15 protein-coding genes are annotated in these 15,653 nt (G+C 76.8%); 6 read left to right on the top strand and 9 right to left on the bottom strand.

The window, feature by feature from the left end; genetic code table 11:
- Nucleotides 1-72 precede the first annotated feature (72 nt).
- Together KRAD_RS07250 and KRAD_RS07245 are read left to right on the top strand one after the other, a co-directional pair.
- Nucleotides 73-1,122: an SIS domain-containing protein gene (locus KRAD_RS07250; RefSeq protein WP_012084893.1), complete on the top strand. Its 1,050-nt coding sequence runs from the start codon at nt 73-75 to the stop codon at nt 1,120-1,122.
- A complete protein-coding gene (locus tag KRAD_RS07245) occupies nt 1,119-2,219 on the top strand; it encodes an N-acetylglucosamine-6-phosphate deacetylase (RefSeq protein WP_012084892.1) in 1,101 nt (366 codons plus the stop codon). The genes KRAD_RS07250 and KRAD_RS07245 overlap by 4 nt, the downstream gene beginning before the upstream one ends.
- A 28-nt stretch (nt 2,220-2,247) precedes the next feature.
- On the opposite strand, the gene KRAD_RS07240 is transcribed toward KRAD_RS07245, so the two are convergent.
- On the bottom strand, nt 2,248-3,798 hold the full coding sequence (locus KRAD_RS07240; RefSeq protein ID WP_012084891.1) for an APC family permease: 1,551 nt from the start codon (nt 3,796-3,798) through the stop codon (nt 2,248-2,250).
- Nucleotides 3,799-3,976: 178 nt separating this feature from the next.
- Nucleotides 3,977-4,756 (bottom strand): phytanoyl-CoA dioxygenase family protein, encoded by a 780-nt coding sequence (locus KRAD_RS07235; protein ID WP_420812237.1) that lies wholly within the window; start codon nt 4,754-4,756, stop codon nt 3,977-3,979.
- Between the two features lie 220 nt (nt 4,757-4,976).
- Between KRAD_RS07235 and KRAD_RS07230 the strand changes: the two genes are divergently transcribed.
- Nucleotides 4,977-6,002, top strand: coding sequence for a LacI family DNA-binding transcriptional regulator (locus KRAD_RS07230; RefSeq protein WP_012084889.1), 1,026 nt, complete (start codon nt 4,977-4,979; stop codon nt 6,000-6,002).
- A gap of 122 nt (nt 6,003-6,124) precedes the next feature.
- Nucleotides 6,125-6,979, top strand: coding sequence for a stress-inducible protein (locus KRAD_RS07225; RefSeq protein WP_012084888.1), 855 nt, complete (start codon nt 6,125-6,127; stop codon nt 6,977-6,979).
- Nucleotides 6,980-6,985: 6 nt separating this feature from the next.
- Here the strand turns inward: KRAD_RS07225 and KRAD_RS24075 are convergent, their stop codons facing one another.
- The 3 genes from KRAD_RS24075 to KRAD_RS07210 form a co-directional block, all read right to left on the bottom strand.
- The gene (locus tag KRAD_RS24075; RefSeq protein ID WP_049821102.1) at nt 6,986-7,423 is read right to left on the bottom strand and encodes an ATP-binding protein; all 438 of its coding nucleotides are present in this window, start codon (nt 7,421-7,423) and stop codon (nt 6,986-6,988) included.
- Nucleotides 7,424-7,609: 186 nt separating this feature from the next.
- Complete coding sequence (locus tag KRAD_RS07215; protein WP_041292830.1) at nt 7,610-8,785, bottom strand: FAD-dependent monooxygenase; 1,176 nt, start codon at nt 8,783-8,785, stop codon at nt 7,610-7,612.
- A gap of 72 nt (nt 8,786-8,857) precedes the next feature.
- Nucleotides 8,858-9,655 (bottom strand): SDR family NAD(P)-dependent oxidoreductase, encoded by a 798-nt coding sequence (locus tag KRAD_RS07210; RefSeq protein ID WP_041291954.1) that lies wholly within the window; start codon nt 9,653-9,655, stop codon nt 8,858-8,860.
- Between the two features lie 118 nt (nt 9,656-9,773).
- Here KRAD_RS07210 and KRAD_RS26405 point away from each other — a divergent pair, with 118 nt between their 5' ends.
- The gene (locus KRAD_RS26405) at nt 9,774-10,373 is read left to right on the top strand and encodes a TetR/AcrR family transcriptional regulator (RefSeq protein ID WP_049821101.1); all 600 of its coding nucleotides are present in this window, start codon (nt 9,774-9,776) and stop codon (nt 10,371-10,373) included.
- A 39-nt stretch (nt 10,374-10,412) separates the two neighbouring features.
- Here the strand turns inward: KRAD_RS26405 and KRAD_RS07200 are convergent, their stop codons facing one another.
- From KRAD_RS07200 to KRAD_RS07190, 3 genes are all read right to left on the bottom strand, one after another.
- Nucleotides 10,413-12,734 carry a heavy metal translocating P-type ATPase gene (locus KRAD_RS07200; protein ID WP_012084883.1) on the bottom strand — a complete coding sequence of 774 codons (2,322 nt, stop codon included), beginning with the start codon at nt 12,732-12,734 and terminating at the stop codon, nt 10,413-10,415.
- A 118-nt stretch (nt 12,735-12,852) separates the two neighbouring features.
- On the bottom strand, nt 12,853-13,896 hold the full coding sequence (locus tag KRAD_RS07195; protein WP_012084882.1) for a hypothetical protein: 1,044 nt from the start codon (nt 13,894-13,896) through the stop codon (nt 12,853-12,855).
- Nucleotides 13,896-14,105: a heavy-metal-associated domain-containing protein gene (locus KRAD_RS07190; protein WP_012084881.1), complete on the bottom strand. Its 210-nt coding sequence runs from the start codon at nt 14,103-14,105 to the stop codon at nt 13,896-13,898. The genes KRAD_RS07195 and KRAD_RS07190 overlap by 1 nt, the downstream gene beginning before the upstream one ends.
- A 250-nt stretch (nt 14,106-14,355) precedes the next feature.
- Between KRAD_RS07190 and KRAD_RS07185 the strand changes: the two genes are divergently transcribed.
- The gene (locus KRAD_RS07185; protein ID WP_041291953.1) at nt 14,356-14,637 is read left to right on the top strand and encodes a metal-sensitive transcriptional regulator; all 282 of its coding nucleotides are present in this window, start codon (nt 14,356-14,358) and stop codon (nt 14,635-14,637) included.
- 99 nt (nt 14,638-14,736) lie between these two features.
- Here KRAD_RS07185 and KRAD_RS07180 read toward each other — a convergent pair whose 3' ends face one another.
- Nucleotides 14,737-15,291 (bottom strand): MOSC domain-containing protein, encoded by a 555-nt coding sequence (locus KRAD_RS07180; protein ID WP_041291952.1) that lies wholly within the window; start codon nt 15,289-15,291, stop codon nt 14,737-14,739.
- Nucleotides 15,292-15,653 lie beyond the last annotated feature (362 nt).

The following is a 15,653-nucleotide window of genomic DNA, read 5'->3' as shown; positions in this document are numbered from 1 at the left end:
GTGAGAACTTTCATCACCGGCTACGGTCGTGTCAACTTCCTTCACACCCCTCCGCACCGACTGGAGCCGCGCGTGAGCACCCCCCGGGGACACCTGGTCCGTTCCGAGATCGCCGAGCAGCCCGCGGTGGCCGAGGGGATCCTCACCACCGCCGCCGGCGCGGGCAGCGAGGTCACCCGCCTCGCGGGGCTGATCCGCGACGCCGCCCCGCGCGCGGTGCTGCTCACCGCCCGCGGCACCAGCGACCACGCCGCCCTCTACGCCAAGTACCTCGTCGAGGTCGGCCTCGGCCTGCCCTGCGGGCTGACCTCCACCTCGACCCTCACCGTCTACGGCGCCACCCCCGACCTGACCGGGGTGCTGTGGATCAGCATCAGCCAGTCCGGCGGCTCCCCGGACCTGGTGGAGTCCACCGCCGCCGCCCGCCGGGCCGGGGCGATCACCCTGGCCGTCACCAACAACCCCGCCTCCCCGCTGGCCGCAGCCGCCGAGCACCACCTCGACGTCCACGCCGGCCCGGAGCTGGCGGTGGCCGCGACCAAGAGCTACACCGCGCAGCTGCTGACCCTGTGGCTGCTGGTGACGAGCTGGCGCGGGGGTGACCTCGCCCCGGCGGGCGCGGTGCCGGGGTGGCTGGCGCGGGCCGTGGACGCGGGCGACGTGGTGGAGGTCGCGACCCGCTACCGGTTCGTGGACCGCCTGGTGCTCACCGCGCGCGGGTACTCCTACCCCACCGCGCGGGAGGCGGCGCTGAAGCTGATGGAGACCTCCTACCTCTCCGCCCAGGCGTTCTCCGCCGCCGACCTCATGCACGGGCCGCTGGCGATGGTCGACGCGGACCGCCCCGTCATCGCGGTCGTGCCGCAGGGGCGCGGCGGGGAGGCGATGGCCCCGGTGCTGGCGGCGCTGGCCGAACGCGGCGCGGACGTGTGCGCGGTGGCGCCCGGCGGGGTGGCCCCCGACGCCACCGTGCGACTCGACCTGCCGGCGGGGATGCCGGAGGACCTCGCGCCGGTGGTGCAGATCGTGCCGCTGCAGCGCCTGGCGCTGGAGATGGCGGTGGCCCGCGGGCTGGACCCCGACGCCCCGCGGGGCCTGCGCAAGGTCACCGAGACCCGGTGAGGACCGTCCTCGCCCGGGGGAGCGTCCGCACCGGGCGGCGGACGCTGCCCGACGGCTGGGTGCTGCTGCGCGGGGCCGAGGTCCTGCGGGCCGGGGACGGGCCCGCCCCGGCCGCCGACGAGACGGTCACCGGCGCGCACGTCGTCCCCGGCTTCGTCGACGTGCACTGCCACGGCGGGGGCGGGGCCGGCTTCGGCGGGTCCGTCGAGGACGCGGCCCTCGTCGCCGCCACCCACCGCGCCCACGGCACCACGACCCTCGTCGCCAGCCTCGTGACCCGCCCCGTCGACGAGCTCGCCGCGACGCTGGCCGCCTACGCCGACCTCGTCGCCGACGGGCTGCTCGCGGGGGTGCACCTGGAGGGCCCCTGGCTCAGCCCCGCCCACCACGGCGCGCACGACCCCGCGCTGCTGCGCGACCCCGAGCCCGCCGACCTCGACCGGCTGCTGGGCACCGGGCTGGTGCGCGTGGTCACCCTCGCCCCGGAACGGCCCGGCGGCCTGGCCGCGGTGGCCCGGACCGCCGGCGCGGGGGCGGTCGCGGCCCTCGGCCACACCGACGCCGACGCCGCCCTGACCCGGCGCGCCGTCGACGCCGGCGCCCGCCTGGCCACCCACCTGTTCAACGCCATGCCGCCGCTGCACCACCGCGCCCCCGGCCCGGCCGGGGTGCTGCTGGAGGACGAGCGGGTCACCGTCGAGCTCATCGCCGACGGCGTGCACCTGGACCCGCTGGTGCTCTCGCTGGCCGCCCGCCGGGCCGGGCGCGGGCGGGTCGCGCTCGTCAGCGACGCGATGGCCGCCGCCGGCTCCGCGGACGGGCGCTACCGCCTCGGCGACCTCGACGTCGACGTCGTCGCGGGGGTGGCCCGCCTCGCGGACGGCGGCACCATCGCCGGCAGCACCCTGACGCTGGACCGCGCCCTGCGCCACGCCGTGACCGTCGCGGGCCTCGACCTCGACGACGCCCTCGCGGCGCTCACCGCGACCCCGGCCGCCCTGCTCGGGCGCGGCGACGTCGGGCACCTGGAACCGGGCGCGCGCGGGGGAGCGGTCGTGCTCGACGACGCGCTGGAGGTCCAGCGCGTCGTCGCGTGACCCGCCGGTGCGGCGAGCCGCAGGGGGGTCACAGACCGCCGATGGGCGGTTCCCCCGTCTCCGGGACGAGGATCGGGGTGCTGGCGTCCAGGGTGCGGCCCTGGAAGAACGGCCGCAGCCGCACCGCGCACAGCAGCATCAGCGGGACCCCGAGGGCCAGCATCCCCACGCCGATGACGAACACCCCGCCCCAGGAGCCGAAGGCCGTGTACCCGTACTCCGGGTCGAGCATGTCCACGCAGCTCTGCGCGAACGCCCACAGCATCGCCAGCCCGCCCAGCGCCGGGAGCAACCCGCGCAGCAGGAAGTCGCGCGCGGAGCGGTTCAGGGTCCGGCGGAAGTACCAGACGCACGCGAACGCGGTGATCCCGTAGTAGAACGCGACGGCCAGGCCGAGGGAGGCGATCGAGTCCTGCAGGGCGTTCTGGCTCACCAGGCTCAGCACCACGTAGAACACCACCGCCGCCGCGCCCATGACCAGGGTGCCGAACGAGGGGGTCCGGAACCGCGGGTGGACCTTCGCGAACCGCTGCGGCAGCGCCCCGTAGACCGCCATCGACAGCGTCCCGCGGGCCGTGGGCAGGATCGTCGTCTGCGTGGAGGACGCCGCCGAGATCGCCACGGTGATCAGCAGCGCACCGGACACCACCGCCCCGCCGACGGGTTCGCCCAGGAGGGTGAGGACGTCGTCGGCGTTCTCCTCGTTGGCCAGCCCGATGCCCGTCGTCCCGAAACCGGCGTAGGCCTGCACCGCCACCGCCACCAGGACGTAGGTGACGAGCAGGATCACCGTCGCCAGCAGCGCCGCCCGGCCCGGGGTCCGGTCCGCGTCCTTCGTCTCCTCGCTCACCGCGAGGCAGGCGTCCCACCCCCAGTAGATGAAGATGCAGAGGATCACCGCCTCGGCCAGGGCCGAACCGCTCACCCCGAACGGGCTGAACCAGTCCCACTGCGGGCGGACGGCCTGGTCCCCGGCGCCGCCGGAGTACACCAGGTACAGCGCGCCCAGCGCGACGATCCCCAGCACCGCCAGCTGCACGACGATGAAGACGTTCTGCAGCTTCTCGGAGATCGTGATCCCGCGGTAGCTGATCCAGGTCATGCCCACGATGAACACCAGGCCCAGCGCGGTCCGCAGCACCAGGTGGTCGGCGGCGGCGTCGAGCCCGAGGAACCGGAGCGTGTACACCGCGGAGATCTCCGCGACGTTGGCGAGGACGATGATCGCGGAAACCGCGACCCCCCAGCCGCCCATCCAGCCCACCCACGGGCCGAAGGCCTTCGTGCCCCAGGTGAACGTCGTCCCGCAGTCCGGCGCCGCCCGGTTCAGTTCCCGGTAGGCCAGCGCCACCAGCAGCATCGGGGCGAACGCGACGAGGAACATCGCCGGCGCCTTGTCGTGCACGGCGAGGACGACGTACCCCAGGGTGGCGGCCAGGCTGTAGGCCGGGGCGGTCGCGCCGAGGCCGATCACGGTGTTGCCCCACAACCCCAGCGCGCCGGGCTGCAGACCCTTCCCCGGGGGAGCGGTCGTCGTCGTGGCGGCGGGTCCGCTCGGGGGGTGGTCGGCAGCTGCCACGGGGACTCCTCGCGGGCGGTGGGGGGATTCGGAACCCGAGGACACTAGCAGTCGCGGGCGCTCCGACCGGCCCCCGAGCGCGCCCCCGCACCCCCGGGGGAGGGGCCGGGAACCCCCGTCCGGCGGCAACGGGAACCCCCGCCGGAACCCCGCTCGCGGGTGGCCGGCGGGGGGCCGCTCAGGCCTCGCCCATGACCAGGCCCTCGATGGTGTGCTTCTGCGTGATGGGGGTGAGCTCGTCCACCACGGGGCAGTGCAGGTGGGCCTTGACCCGCTCGGGCAGGCGCTCCCAGTACTGCTTCGTCACGGCCATGTCGTGGTGCTCGGCGTTGCCGGCGCCGGGGGCGTCGACGCCGAGGACGAGCACGGGCCGCGACTTCTGCGAGAGGTTCCTCGTCCCGCGGTGGATGGTCAGGGCGGAGCGGGCGGAGACGTCGCCGCGCTGGGGGTACTTGCGCACGGCCAGTTCCTCGTAGCGGCCGTAGACGGACTTGTCGGGGAACATCTCGTGCTCGAACTGCGACCCGTCGTCGAACTGGGTGCCGGGGGCGACCTCGAAGGGACCCATGTCCTCCTCGGTGTCGACCGCGGTGAGGTTGAAGGCCAGGGAGGTCAGGCGCCGGTCGCGCTTCGTCTCCTCGGGGGCGGGGAAGTCGCGGTGCCAGGGCTGGTTCACGGCGCCGGCGAAGGGGACGTCGAAGCCGAGCTCGACGATCTCGTAGTCCTCGCCGAGGACGCCGGTGCACACCTGGCGCACCCACGGGTGGTCGACGAGGTCGACGAACCCGCGCATCTGCTCGGGGTGGATCTCCACGTAGTAGCGGTTCGGGCCGCGGCCCACCGCGCCGTCGGGGCGGGAGCGGGCCTCCTCGAAGGCGGTCTCGATGTCCTCGCGGAGCCGGTCGGCCCACTCGGGGCTGAACGCGCCCTTCCGGGCGACGATGCCGTCCCGGTAGATGGTGGCGACGAGCTCCTCGGTGCTGGGATCCGCGGTGGTCGCGGTGGTCGGGCCCGGGGTTCCGGCGGTCGTGGTCACGGGGTCCACCTCTTCGTCGAGTGCTGGGTCCCCACAGCATGCAACGTGGCATGCGACATGGCAAGGTCGGGGTGGGAGTAGCCGTGCGACGATCACCCGACGGCCGGCCGGAGGGTGCGGCGCCAGGACGAGGGGGGCACGGGTGACGGCGAACCTGCGCGAGGTCGCGGCCAGGGCCGGGGTCTCGGTGCGGACGGTCTCCAACGTCGTCAGCGGGACCGGCCAGGTCGCCCCCGCGACCCGCGCGCGCGTCCAGCGGGTCGTCGACGAGCTGGGCTACCGGCCCAACCTCGCCGCCCGCCAGCTGCGCGGCGGGCGCACCGGCCTCATCGGCCTGGTCGTCCCCGAGCTGACCTCCGCCTACTTCGCCGAGCTGGCGGGGCTCGTCGTCCAGACCGCCCTGGAACGCTCCTGGACCGTCGTCGTCGAGGAGTCCGGCGGCACCGCCGAGGGCGAGCGCCGCCTGCTGGAGGGCCGCGGGGGCCGGGGGCTGGACGGGCTGGTGGTCAGCCCCTGGGCGCTGCCGCCCGAGGAGCTGTCCCGGCACGCGGGGGCCCGTCCCCTCGTCGTCCTGGGCGAGCGCGACCCCGCCGGGGCGGCCGACCACGTCACGGTGGACAACGTCGCCGCCGCGCACGCGGTGACGACCCACCTCCTGTCGCTGGGGCGGCGCCGCATCGCGGCCGTGGGGTTGCAGCCGCACCTGTCCAACGGCACCGCCGCGCAGCGGCTCCTGGGCCACCGCCGGGCGCTGGCCGACGCCGGCCTGGCCCCCGAGGACGCCCTGGAGGTGCCCGTCGAGGCGCTGCACCGCGCCCAGGGGGCCCGCGCGATGGAGGCGCTCCTGGACGCCCCGCGGCCCCCCGACGCCGTCTTCTGCTTCAGCGACGGCCTCGCGCTGGGGGCGCTGCGGGCGGCGGCGCGGCGCGGGTGCCGCGTCCCCGAGGACGTCGCCCTGGCCGGGTTCGACGACATCGAGGACGGCCGGTACGCGACGCCCTCGCTGACCACCGTCTCCCCGGACAAGCAGCAGATCGCCGCCCGCGCGCTCATGTGCCTGGCCGACCGCATCGACCGGCGCAGCGCGGCGGCGCCCCAGCGGATCGTCGTGCCGCACCGGCTGGTGGTGCGCGAGAGCACCGCGGGGACGGAGCCGGGGACGCGCTGAGCCGCCGGCCCGCGCGGGCCCGCGGGGCCGGGACGGCGGTCCCGTTGTGCGCCGGCGGGTCCGGGAGGAGGATCGGACGCAGCCGCGCGGAGCGTCGCGGCCGACCGCGAGGAGGCGGGCGCATGCCGGGGACGACGCGGACGACGCGGACGACGGTGGGCTTCCCCGGATCGGGGGCCTCGCGCCGGGCGGTGCGCTGGGCCCTGCGGGACTGCGCGGCCCGCGGGCGCCCGCTGCACGTCGTCCTGGCCCGCGGGGCGGCGGCCGGCCCCGGCGACCTGGAGGCCCTGCTGGCCGACGAGCTGCTCCGCGTCCCGGGCCGCGGACCCGAGGTCGACGTCACCGTCACCACGGGGGAACCCGGCCCCGCCCTGCTGTCGGCCGCCGCGGACAGCGCGGCGCTCGTCCTGGGGTGCGGGCGCCGGGTGGCGTCGGTGGGGGCGGGCACCGGCCGGGTCCTGCGGGTCGTCCTGCCCCGCACGCCCGCCCCGCTGGTCCTGGTGGGGCCGCAGGCCGTGCTGACGGCCCCGCGCCGGGTGCTCGTGGTCTCCTCCGCGGACGACGCGGTCGCGGGGTGGGTCCTCGAGCGCGGCGGGGACCTGCCGGTGCGGCTGGTGACCACCTGGTGGCCCTGGTCGGCCGCCGCCGCGCCCGGGGCGGCGGAGCTCCGGCACGCCCGCTCGGCCGCCGCGGCCCAGCACGAGGCGGCGCGGTCGCGGCTGGCGGCCGGGCGCGGACCGCTGCGCGCCGAGGTGGTCGAGGGGTTCCCCGGCGAGGTGGTGCCCCAGCGCCTCACCGTGGGCGACCTCGTGGTCGTCGCGTCGGGGACGGTGGCGGAGCTGCCGGTCCGGACGCTGCGCGCGCCCGTCGTCCTCGTCCCCCCCGGCGGGCGCCGGCCCGGGCCCGGGGAGCCCGGGGGGACGGGACGGGTCGTGGACCTGCGCGAGGGGTCCCGGCCGGGTCCGCTGCGCGGCTGAACCGGGTCAGACCTCGGGCCAGGTGGTCCCGGGGGCCACCTCGAACCAGACGGCCTTGCCCGCGCCGCGTTCCTCGCGGACCCCCCAGCCGGTGGCCAGCTGGTCGATGAGGGCGACGCCGCGCCCCCCGGTGGCCATCGCCCCGACGTGGCGCAGGACGGGCAGGCGCGGTTCGGTGTCGTGCACCGTGACGCGGACCGGGCCCGCGACGCCGTCCGCGGCGGGGCAGGCGATCTCGACGGTGATGGGGCCCCGGCCGTGCTCGACCGCGTTCGCCACCGCCTCGGTCACCAGCAGCTGCAGCACACCGAGGGCGTCGGCCGACAGCCCCCGGCGGGTGCACACCTCCGAGGACCAGTGCCGGGCCAGCGGGACCGCGGAGGTCTCGGCGTCCAGCACGAGGCGCAGCACCCCCGGCGCCGGGGCCGGGACGGGGTCAGGCACGGGCGGTCGGGGGGGAGCACGGCGCGGGCGCGCCGGGGTCGTCGTGGACGAACAGCACGGCGGCACCTCCCGGGTCGGGCGGAGACTACCCGCCCGCCCCGGGCCCCGGGAGCGCGCCCCGCCCGGACGGCCCAGCGCCGCACCCGGGCCGCCCGCGGCCCCGGCGGGAGGGGTGCCCCGGTGCGGTCAGCGGCGGGCCGGTGCCGGGGGCGTCCAGCGCTGCACCTGCTCGGCCGCCCGCGCGAGCGCGGCGGCCGGGGTCGCCCGCAGGACCCCGTCGCGCACCGCGACGGCGAGGGGGTGGGAGAGCTGCCCCACCGCGCCCACGAGCCGGGACCGCCGGGCCAGCACCGCCGTGCGACGGCGGCGCTCGTGGTCGTAGCGGGCCAGGGCCGCGGCCAGGCCGTCGCCGGTGCCCGGGTTCGAGCGCAGGAGGACGACGAGGGTGGCGGCGTCCTCGACGGCCTGACCGGCCCCCTGCCCCAGGTCCGGGGTCATCGCGTGCGCCGCGTCCCCCAGGAGCACCGTCCGGCCCTTGACGAAGGAGGCCAGCGGGCGGGCGAGGTCGTGGACGTCGTGCCGCAGCACGTCCTCCCGCGCGGTCGCGTCGACGCACGCCGGCACCGGGTCGTGCCACGTCGCGAACCGTTCCCGCACCGCGTCGTGCTCGTCGGCGGACCCGGGCGACGCGGGGGACGCGGGGGACTCCGGGGACCCGGGCGTGGTCGCGGTGGCGAACCAGTAGACGCGGCCGTCGGGCAGGGGGACGATCCCGAACCGCTGCCCCCGCCCCCAGGTCTCCCCCGCCTGCCCGCCGACGTCGAGGGGGCCCCGGGTGACCCCGCGCCAGGCGGTGTAGCCGGCGGGGCGGGTGCCGGTGTCCAGGCCCAGGACGCGCCGGCTGGTGCTGCGCAGGCCGTCGGCGGCGACGACGAGGTCGTGCTCCTCCTCCCCGTCGGGGGTCCGCAGCACCGGTGAGCCGTCGCCCGACACCGTGACCGGGGAGCCGGTCCGCAGCGAACCGTCCTGGAGGCGGGCGAGCAGGACGCGGTGCAGGTCCGCGCGGTGCACGCTGCGCGAGGACGCCGTGGCCTCCGGGGGCAGGACCGCCAGCCACCGGCCCGAGGGCCGCCGCTGACCCGCGCGCAGGCCCGCGAGGCCCGTCCCGCTGACGGCGCGGACGTCGTCGCCCAGCCCCACCGCGTCCAGCGCGGCGAAGGCGTTGCCGAAGAGCGTCAGGCCCGCGCCGCTCGTCCCGGCGTCCGCGCGCCGCTCGTGGACGCGGACGCGGTGCCCGTCCCGCTGCAACCCCGCGGCGAGCACGAGACCGCCGATGCCCGCTCCGACGACCGCGACCCGCATGCCCACCTCCGCGACGCTAGCGGGGCCCGCGGGGTCCTCCGCGGCGGGGCGGGACCCCCGCGGGCCGGGTGCTCAGCCGGCCGGGGCGGTGGCGACGCGGTCCGCGAAGCGGGGCCCCACCAGCCGCAGCAGCGGCCCGCGCGGGACGAGGTGGGCGGCGGCGGCGAGGACCTCGTTGCGCCGGCCGTCGACGACGACGGGGCGGTCGCCGTCGAGGGTGTCGAGGAAGGTGGCGACCACCTGGTCGACGCTGCGCCGGCGCATCCCCCCGCTCGCGTTCTCCCCGGCGACGTCGAAGAAGCCGGTGTCGGTGACCGTCGGGGACAGGGCCGCGACCCGGACCCCGGTGCCGCGGGTCTCGGCCCACAGGGCCTGCGAGAGCGAGAGCACGAACGCCTTCGTCGCCGCGTACGCGGCGAAGCCGGGGGCGGGCAGGTAGGCGGCCATGCTGGCGATGTTGACCACCGCCCCGCGGCGCCGCTGGACCATCGCGGGCAGGAAGCGGGCGGTGAGGTCGGTGAGCGTCGTGCAGTTCAGGGTGATCATGGCGCTCAGCCGGTCGGGGTCCTCGGTCTCGGCGAGGCGGCCGGTGACCCCGAACCCGGCGTTGTTGACCAGCACGTCGACGGTCCGCCCGCTCAGCGCCTCCTGCACGCGGGCCCCGGCGCCGGGGGTGGACAGGTCGAGGGGCACGACGAGGACGTCGCGGCCGTGCCGGGCGCGGAGGTCGGCCGCCAGCGCCTCCAGCTTGTCGGCGCTGCGGGCGACGAGCACGAGGTCGGCGCCGCGGGCGGCCAGGGCCCGGGCGATGCCGGCGCCGATGCCGCCCGAGGCGCCGGTGATGAGTGCGGTGGAACCGGTGACGTCCACGGTGAGCTCCTGTCGTGCGGGGGAGGGCGTCGGTACGCGCCCACTTGGCACGATGTGACACATCGACTCACCTTGTCAAGGTGTCGTCCCCTGCAGTCCGGTGTGCTGGAATGGGGCCGTGGACCGACCGACCCCCCGTGAACGGCGGCAGGCCGCCACCCGGCGCTCCCTGGCCGAGCACGCCCTGCGGCTGTTCGTCGAGCGCGGGTACGAGGCGACGACGGTCGCCGACATCGCCGACGCCGCGGACATGTCCACCCGCACCTTCTTCCGCCACGTGCGCGACAAGGACGAGGCGATGTTCGCCGCCGACGAGGACGCGTTCGCCGAGGTCGTGGAGGTGGCCTCCGCCGCCGGCCCCGACGTCCACCCGCTGGCCCGGCTGCTGCACGGGGTGAACACGCTGGCCCGGTCGGTGGACGAGGACCCCGCGGTCAAGTGCGCCCGGGAACGGGTCCTGGACGACAACCCCGCCCTGCGGGCCCGCGACCTGGCCCAGCAGGCGCGGTGGCAGCAGCGGTCCGAGGAGTTCCTGCGGGCGCAGGGCGTCAGCGCCGACGGGGCGAGCCTGGCCGCCGGGCTGCTGCTGACGATCTGGCGGGAGGCCTACCGGCGCTGGATCGCCGCCTCGGCCGAGCGCGGGGCGCTGGGCGCGTTCCTCGACGCCGTCGTCGCCGAGCTCCCCGAGCACGTCCGCGCGGTGGCCACCGGCCGCTGAACCCCCGGTCGCTGAACCCCGCCCGCCGGGGGAGGGGCCTCAGGCGCCGGGCTGCCCGGCCACGCTCCGGAAGCGGCGCAGCCGCAGGCTGTTGCCCACGACGAACACCGAGGAGAACGCCATCGCGGCCCCGGCGAGCATCGGGTTCAGCATCCCCAGCGCCGCGACCGGGACGGCGGCGACGTTGTAGGCGAAGGCCCAGAACAGGTTCCCCCTGATCGTGCCCAGCGTCCGGCGCGAGAGGCGGATCGCGTCGACGGCGCTCAGCAGGTCCCCGCGCACCAGGGTGATGTCGGAGGCCTCGATCGCCACGTCGGTGCCGGTGCCCATCGCCAGGCCGAGGTCGGCCTGGGCCAGGGCGGGGGCGTCGTTGACGCCGTCGCCGACCACCGCCACCGTCCGGCCCTGCGCCTGCAGGCCCTTGACGACGTCGACCTTCCCCGCGGGCAGGACCTCGGCGACGACCTCGTCGATGCCGACCTCGGCGGCGATCCGCCGGGCCACGGCGGTGTTGTCCCCGGTGAGCAGGACCGGGGTCAGGCCCAGGCCCTTCAGCTCGGCGACGGCGCGGGCGCTGGTGGGCCTGACGGTGTCGGCGACCACGAGCAGGCCGCGGGCGGCTCCGTCCCAGCCGACGGCGACGACGGTCCGGCCCCCGGCCTCGGCGCGCGCCTTGGCCGCGGACAGGTCCCCGGGCAGGGGCTGGGACCACTCGGCCAGCAGGGACTCGCGCCCCACGAGCACGGCGTGGCTGGTCCGGCCGGCCGGCCCGTCCAGGGGGACGACCCCCTGCACGCCGCGGCCCTCGACGTTGGCGAAGTCCTCCGGGGTGGGCAGGGGCCCGACCTCGGCGGTGGCGGCCCGGGCGACGGCCCGGGCGACGGGGTGCTCGGAGGCGTCCTCCAGCGCCCCGGCCAGGCGCAGCAGCAGGGTGCGGTCGGTGCCCGGGGTGGTGATCACGTCGACCAGCGCCATCTCCCCGGTGGTGACGGTGCCGGTCTTGTCGAGCACGACGGTGTCGACCCGGCGGGTGGACTCCAGGACCTCGGGGCCCTTGATGAGGACCCCCACCTGGGCGCCGCGACCGGTCCCGACGAGCAGGGCGGTGGGGGTGGCCAGGCCGAGGGCGCAGGGGCAGGCCACGACGAGGACGGCGACGGCGGCGGTGAAGGCGGCGCCGACCCCGGACCCCGCGCCGAGCCAGCCCGCCAGGGTGGCGACGGCGATCGCGACGACGACGGGCACGAAGACCCCCGAGACCCGGTCGGCCAGGCGCTGGACCTCGGCCTTGCCGGTCTGGGCGTCCTCGACGAGGCGGGCCATCTGGGCGAGCCGGGTGTCGGAGCCGACGCGGGTGGCGCGCACGACGAGGCGCCCGCCGGCGTTGACGGTGGCGCCGGTGACGGCGTCCCCCCCGCCGACCTCGACCGGCACGGACTCCCCGGTCAGCATCGAGGCGTCGACGGCGGAGGTGCCGGAGACGACGACGCCGTCGGTGGCGATCTTCTCCCCGGGGCGGACGACGAACTCGTCGCCCACGGCGAGCCGGTCGGCGGGGATCCTCGTCTCGACCCCGTCGCGCAGCAGCGCGACCTCCTTGGCGCCCAGGTCGAGCAGGGCGCGCAGCGCGGCGCCGGCCTGCCGCTTCGAGCGCTTCTCGACGTAGCGCCCGGCGAGGACGAACATCGGCACCGCGGCCGCGACCTCGAGGTAGGTGTTCGAGGAGCCGTCACCGGGGGTGGGGGTGAACCGGAAGGGGTGGGTCATCCCGGGGGCGCCGGCGTCGCCGAGGAACAGGGCGTACAGCGACCACAGGAACGCGCTGAGGGTGCCCGTCGAGACGAGGGTGTCCATGGTGGCGGTGCCGTGGCGCAGGTTCGTCCAGGCGGCCCGGTGGAACGGCCACGCCGCCCAGGTGACCACCGGGGCGGTCAGGGTCAGGGCGGCCCACTGCCAGTGGTCGAACTGCAGGGCGGGGACCATCGACACGACGATGACCGGCACGGACAGCGCGACCGCGCCGGTGAGCCGCTGGCGCAGCGTCCGCACCTCGCCGTCCCCCGGTCCCGCCCCGTCCCCGGGTTCCGCGCCCCCGGTGGAGGACGGCGGGGGGGCCGGCAGCGCGGCGGTGTAGCCGGCCTTGCCGACCTCGGCGATGAGCTGCGCGGGGTCGTAGCCGGCCGGGACGACCACCCGGGCCTTCTCGGTGGCGTAGTTGACGGTGGCCGTGACCCCGTCGAGCTTGTTGAGCTTCTTCTCGATCCGCATCGCGCACGAGGCGCAGGTCATCCCGCCGATCTGCAGCTCGATGCTCGGGCCGGCGGGGGTCCGCCCGGTGGCGGCGGGCACCTGGGTGCTCATGCGCTGTTCCTCCTCGGGTGGTCGACGGGGTCGGGGGCGTGGTGCCGCGGGTGCGGACGCCGGGGGGTGGCCGACGGCGGTGGCCGACGGCGGTGGCCGACGGCGGTGGCCGGGCCGGTCAGTGCGCGTGCGCGTCGCCGGAGCCGTCGGCGTGGGTCTCCGGGGCGTGGGTCTCGGGAGCGCCGGCCGTCGGGGCGCTGGTCCCCGGGGCGTCGGCCGCGTCCGTCGTGGACCCCGCCGCCGCGGCCTCGAGGACGAAGGAGGCGGTGCGCACCCGGCCCTCGACCTGGAAGTCCAGGTAGAGCAGGTAGCGCCCGGCGGTGGGGACCTGCACCGCGAAGGTGGTCGTCGGGCCCGCGGTGCGCCCCGCGGCGGGGGCCTCGCCCTCGGCGTGCACGTGCAGGTAGGCCAGGTCGCCCTCGCGCAGCGCGACCAGGTGCCCGTAGGCGCCCAGGTAGGGCTCCAGCGTCGTCACCGGCTCGCCCTCGCGGGTCACCGTCAGGTCCAGCTCGCCGGAGCGGCCCGCGGTCAGGTCCCCCGTCGCGGTGACGGTGAAGCCGTCGACCTCGCTGACCGCGCTGAGCGGCGGCGAGGAGGGGGTGACGTCCCCGGCCACCTGCACCGTTCGGGTCAGCGTCAGCCCGCCGGCGGCGCCGGCGGGGGTGAAGTCGGCGAAGACCCGGTGGGTGCCCGCCGCCTCCCACGTCCACGGGATCGACCACGTGCCGGTCGCCGGGTCCAGGGCGGGGTGCACGTGCCGGAAGCCGGCGCCGTCGGAGCGCACCACGATGAGGTGCAGGTCCTCCTCGTGCGCGATCGCGTAGTCGGTGACCGGCGTCCCCGCCGGGTCCAGGACCTGGAACGACAGCGTGCCGGGTTGCCCGACGGCGCCGGGGGCGCGCACGGGGGAGAGGACGTGGCCGTCCGCGGCGAGCGACAACCCCGCGAGTCCCGGCTCGTCGGTCGAGGCCGCGGCGGTGTCCTCCGCGGGGTGGTCGGTTGCGGGGTCGTGGGCCGCGGGGTCGTGCCGCGCGGCGGCCGCGTCCTCCCGCCACTGCGCGACGGCGTCCGCGGGCACCACCGCCGAGGCGACGGCGTAGGAGCCCCCGAACACCACGACCAGACCGGCGGCGTAGGCGGCGAGCCGTCCGGCGGCGTTCATCAGACGCGCACCGCGGAGTAACCGGCCTCCTCCACCGCCGCCAGGACGGCGGTGTCCTCGACCGGGCCGGTGCCGGTCAGGACGAGCCGGCCGGTCGTGGCGTCGACCTGGACGTCGGCGACGCCGGCGAGCTGCTCGACCTCCTCGCGCACCGACATCTCGCAGTGGGCGCAGGTCATCCCGGTCACCCGGTACTCGTACGTGGCCATGGCGCGGTCTCCTCGGGGTGTCGCTGGTGCGTCCGGGGTACCCGTGGGGGGTACCTGTGGAGGTAAGCGTAGGCGGGTGCCGGGTATTCCGGCCAGCCGGTCCGGGTTCGCGGTCCCGGCACCGCGCCGGGCGCCGCGATCGACGCGGAGGCCATACCCGGCCGGGGTACGATCGGGGGAACGGACGACCGTCTCGATCCGTTCACCGGGTACCCCTCACGGGTACCAGCGAGCAGTGGAGGAGTCGGTCGTGGTCGGCTACGACGAGGACAAGGAGCAGGTGCTGAAGCGCCTGCGGCGCATCGAGGGCCAGGTCCGCGGCCTGCACCGCATGGTCGAGGAGGACACGTACTGCATCGACGTCCTGACCCAGGTGTCCGCCGCCACCAAGGCCCTGCAGGCCGTGGCGCTGCAACTGCTCGACGACCACCTCGCCCACTGCGTCGTCGACGCCGCCCGGGAGGGCGGCGAGAACGCCGAGCTGAAGATCAAGGAAGCGTCCGACGCGATCGCCCGCCTCGTGCGTTCCTGAGCGGGCGGGTGCGCGCCGTCGCCGCGGTGGAGAACCCGCGCGTGCCGTGACGCGTCGGCCCGGCGAGCGCCCCCGGGGTGAGGTCCCGCGGGGCGCGGTTCACACGGGCTGCAGGACCTCCCAGGGCTGCGGCGGGACCTCCACCTCGACGCGGTCCCCGGCGCGCACCCGCCCGCCGCGGACGACGACCCCCATGACGCCGGCCTTGCGCACGACCTCGCCGTCGGGGTCCCGGGGGGTGACGGCCTTGAGCAGACCCGGCTGGAAGGCGTTGATCTGCGCGCAGGGGTTGCGCAACCCGGTGATCTCCACGACGGCCTCCTCGCCCAGGTGCAGCCGGGCCCCGCGGGGCAGGTGGAGCAGGTCCAGACCCCGGGTGGTGATGTTCTCGCCCAGCTGACCCGGGCCGACCTCGAAACCCCGCTCCCGCAGCTCGTCGTGCAGCTCCCCCTGGAGGAGGTGCACCTGGCGCAGGTTGGGCCGGGTCGGGTCGACGGCCACCCGGGAGCGGTGCTGCACCGTGGTCCCGGCGTGCGCGTCGCCCTCGACGCCGAGGCCCGCCAGCAGCGTGACGGCCTCCACGGCGTCCTTGCTGAACCGGTGCGTGTCGTCGCGGCTGACGGCGGCGACTCGCCCCGCCCGGATCTCGTCCATGGACCGATCCTCGCGCACACCGGGCGCGGGCGCCGGGGAACGGGCCGGGCCTCGCCGTTCACCGCCCCTGGGCGACCCCGCTGCAGGCGAGACCGCCACGTCCCCGGGCTCGTGGTGCTGACGCCTCTCGTCGTCGGCAGCACGTTCCCGGTCGGCCCGGACGTCGGGCACGGTCGTCGAGGACGGTGGACCGGGCGTGGTCGACCGGGAGTCGACCAGCCGACCTGCCGCGGAGCGATCCTCGCTCGGCGTGAGGTCAGGAGGGCCTCGACCTCGTTCCGGGCTTGATCGCGGTCTTCCACACCAGTCGGGCTGGGCACTGCCGGGCACCTCGAAGGCCCGTCGAGCGCAGGGGAGGGGTG

It is taken from the genome of Kineococcus radiotolerans SRS30216 = ATCC BAA-149, from assembly GCF_000017305.1.
Classification (GTDB): domain Bacteria; phylum Actinomycetota; class Actinomycetes; order Actinomycetales; family Kineococcaceae; genus Kineococcus; species Kineococcus radiotolerans.
The sequence above is the reverse complement of the archived record's forward strand: the minus strand, read 5'-3'. Positions and strand labels throughout refer to the sequence as shown.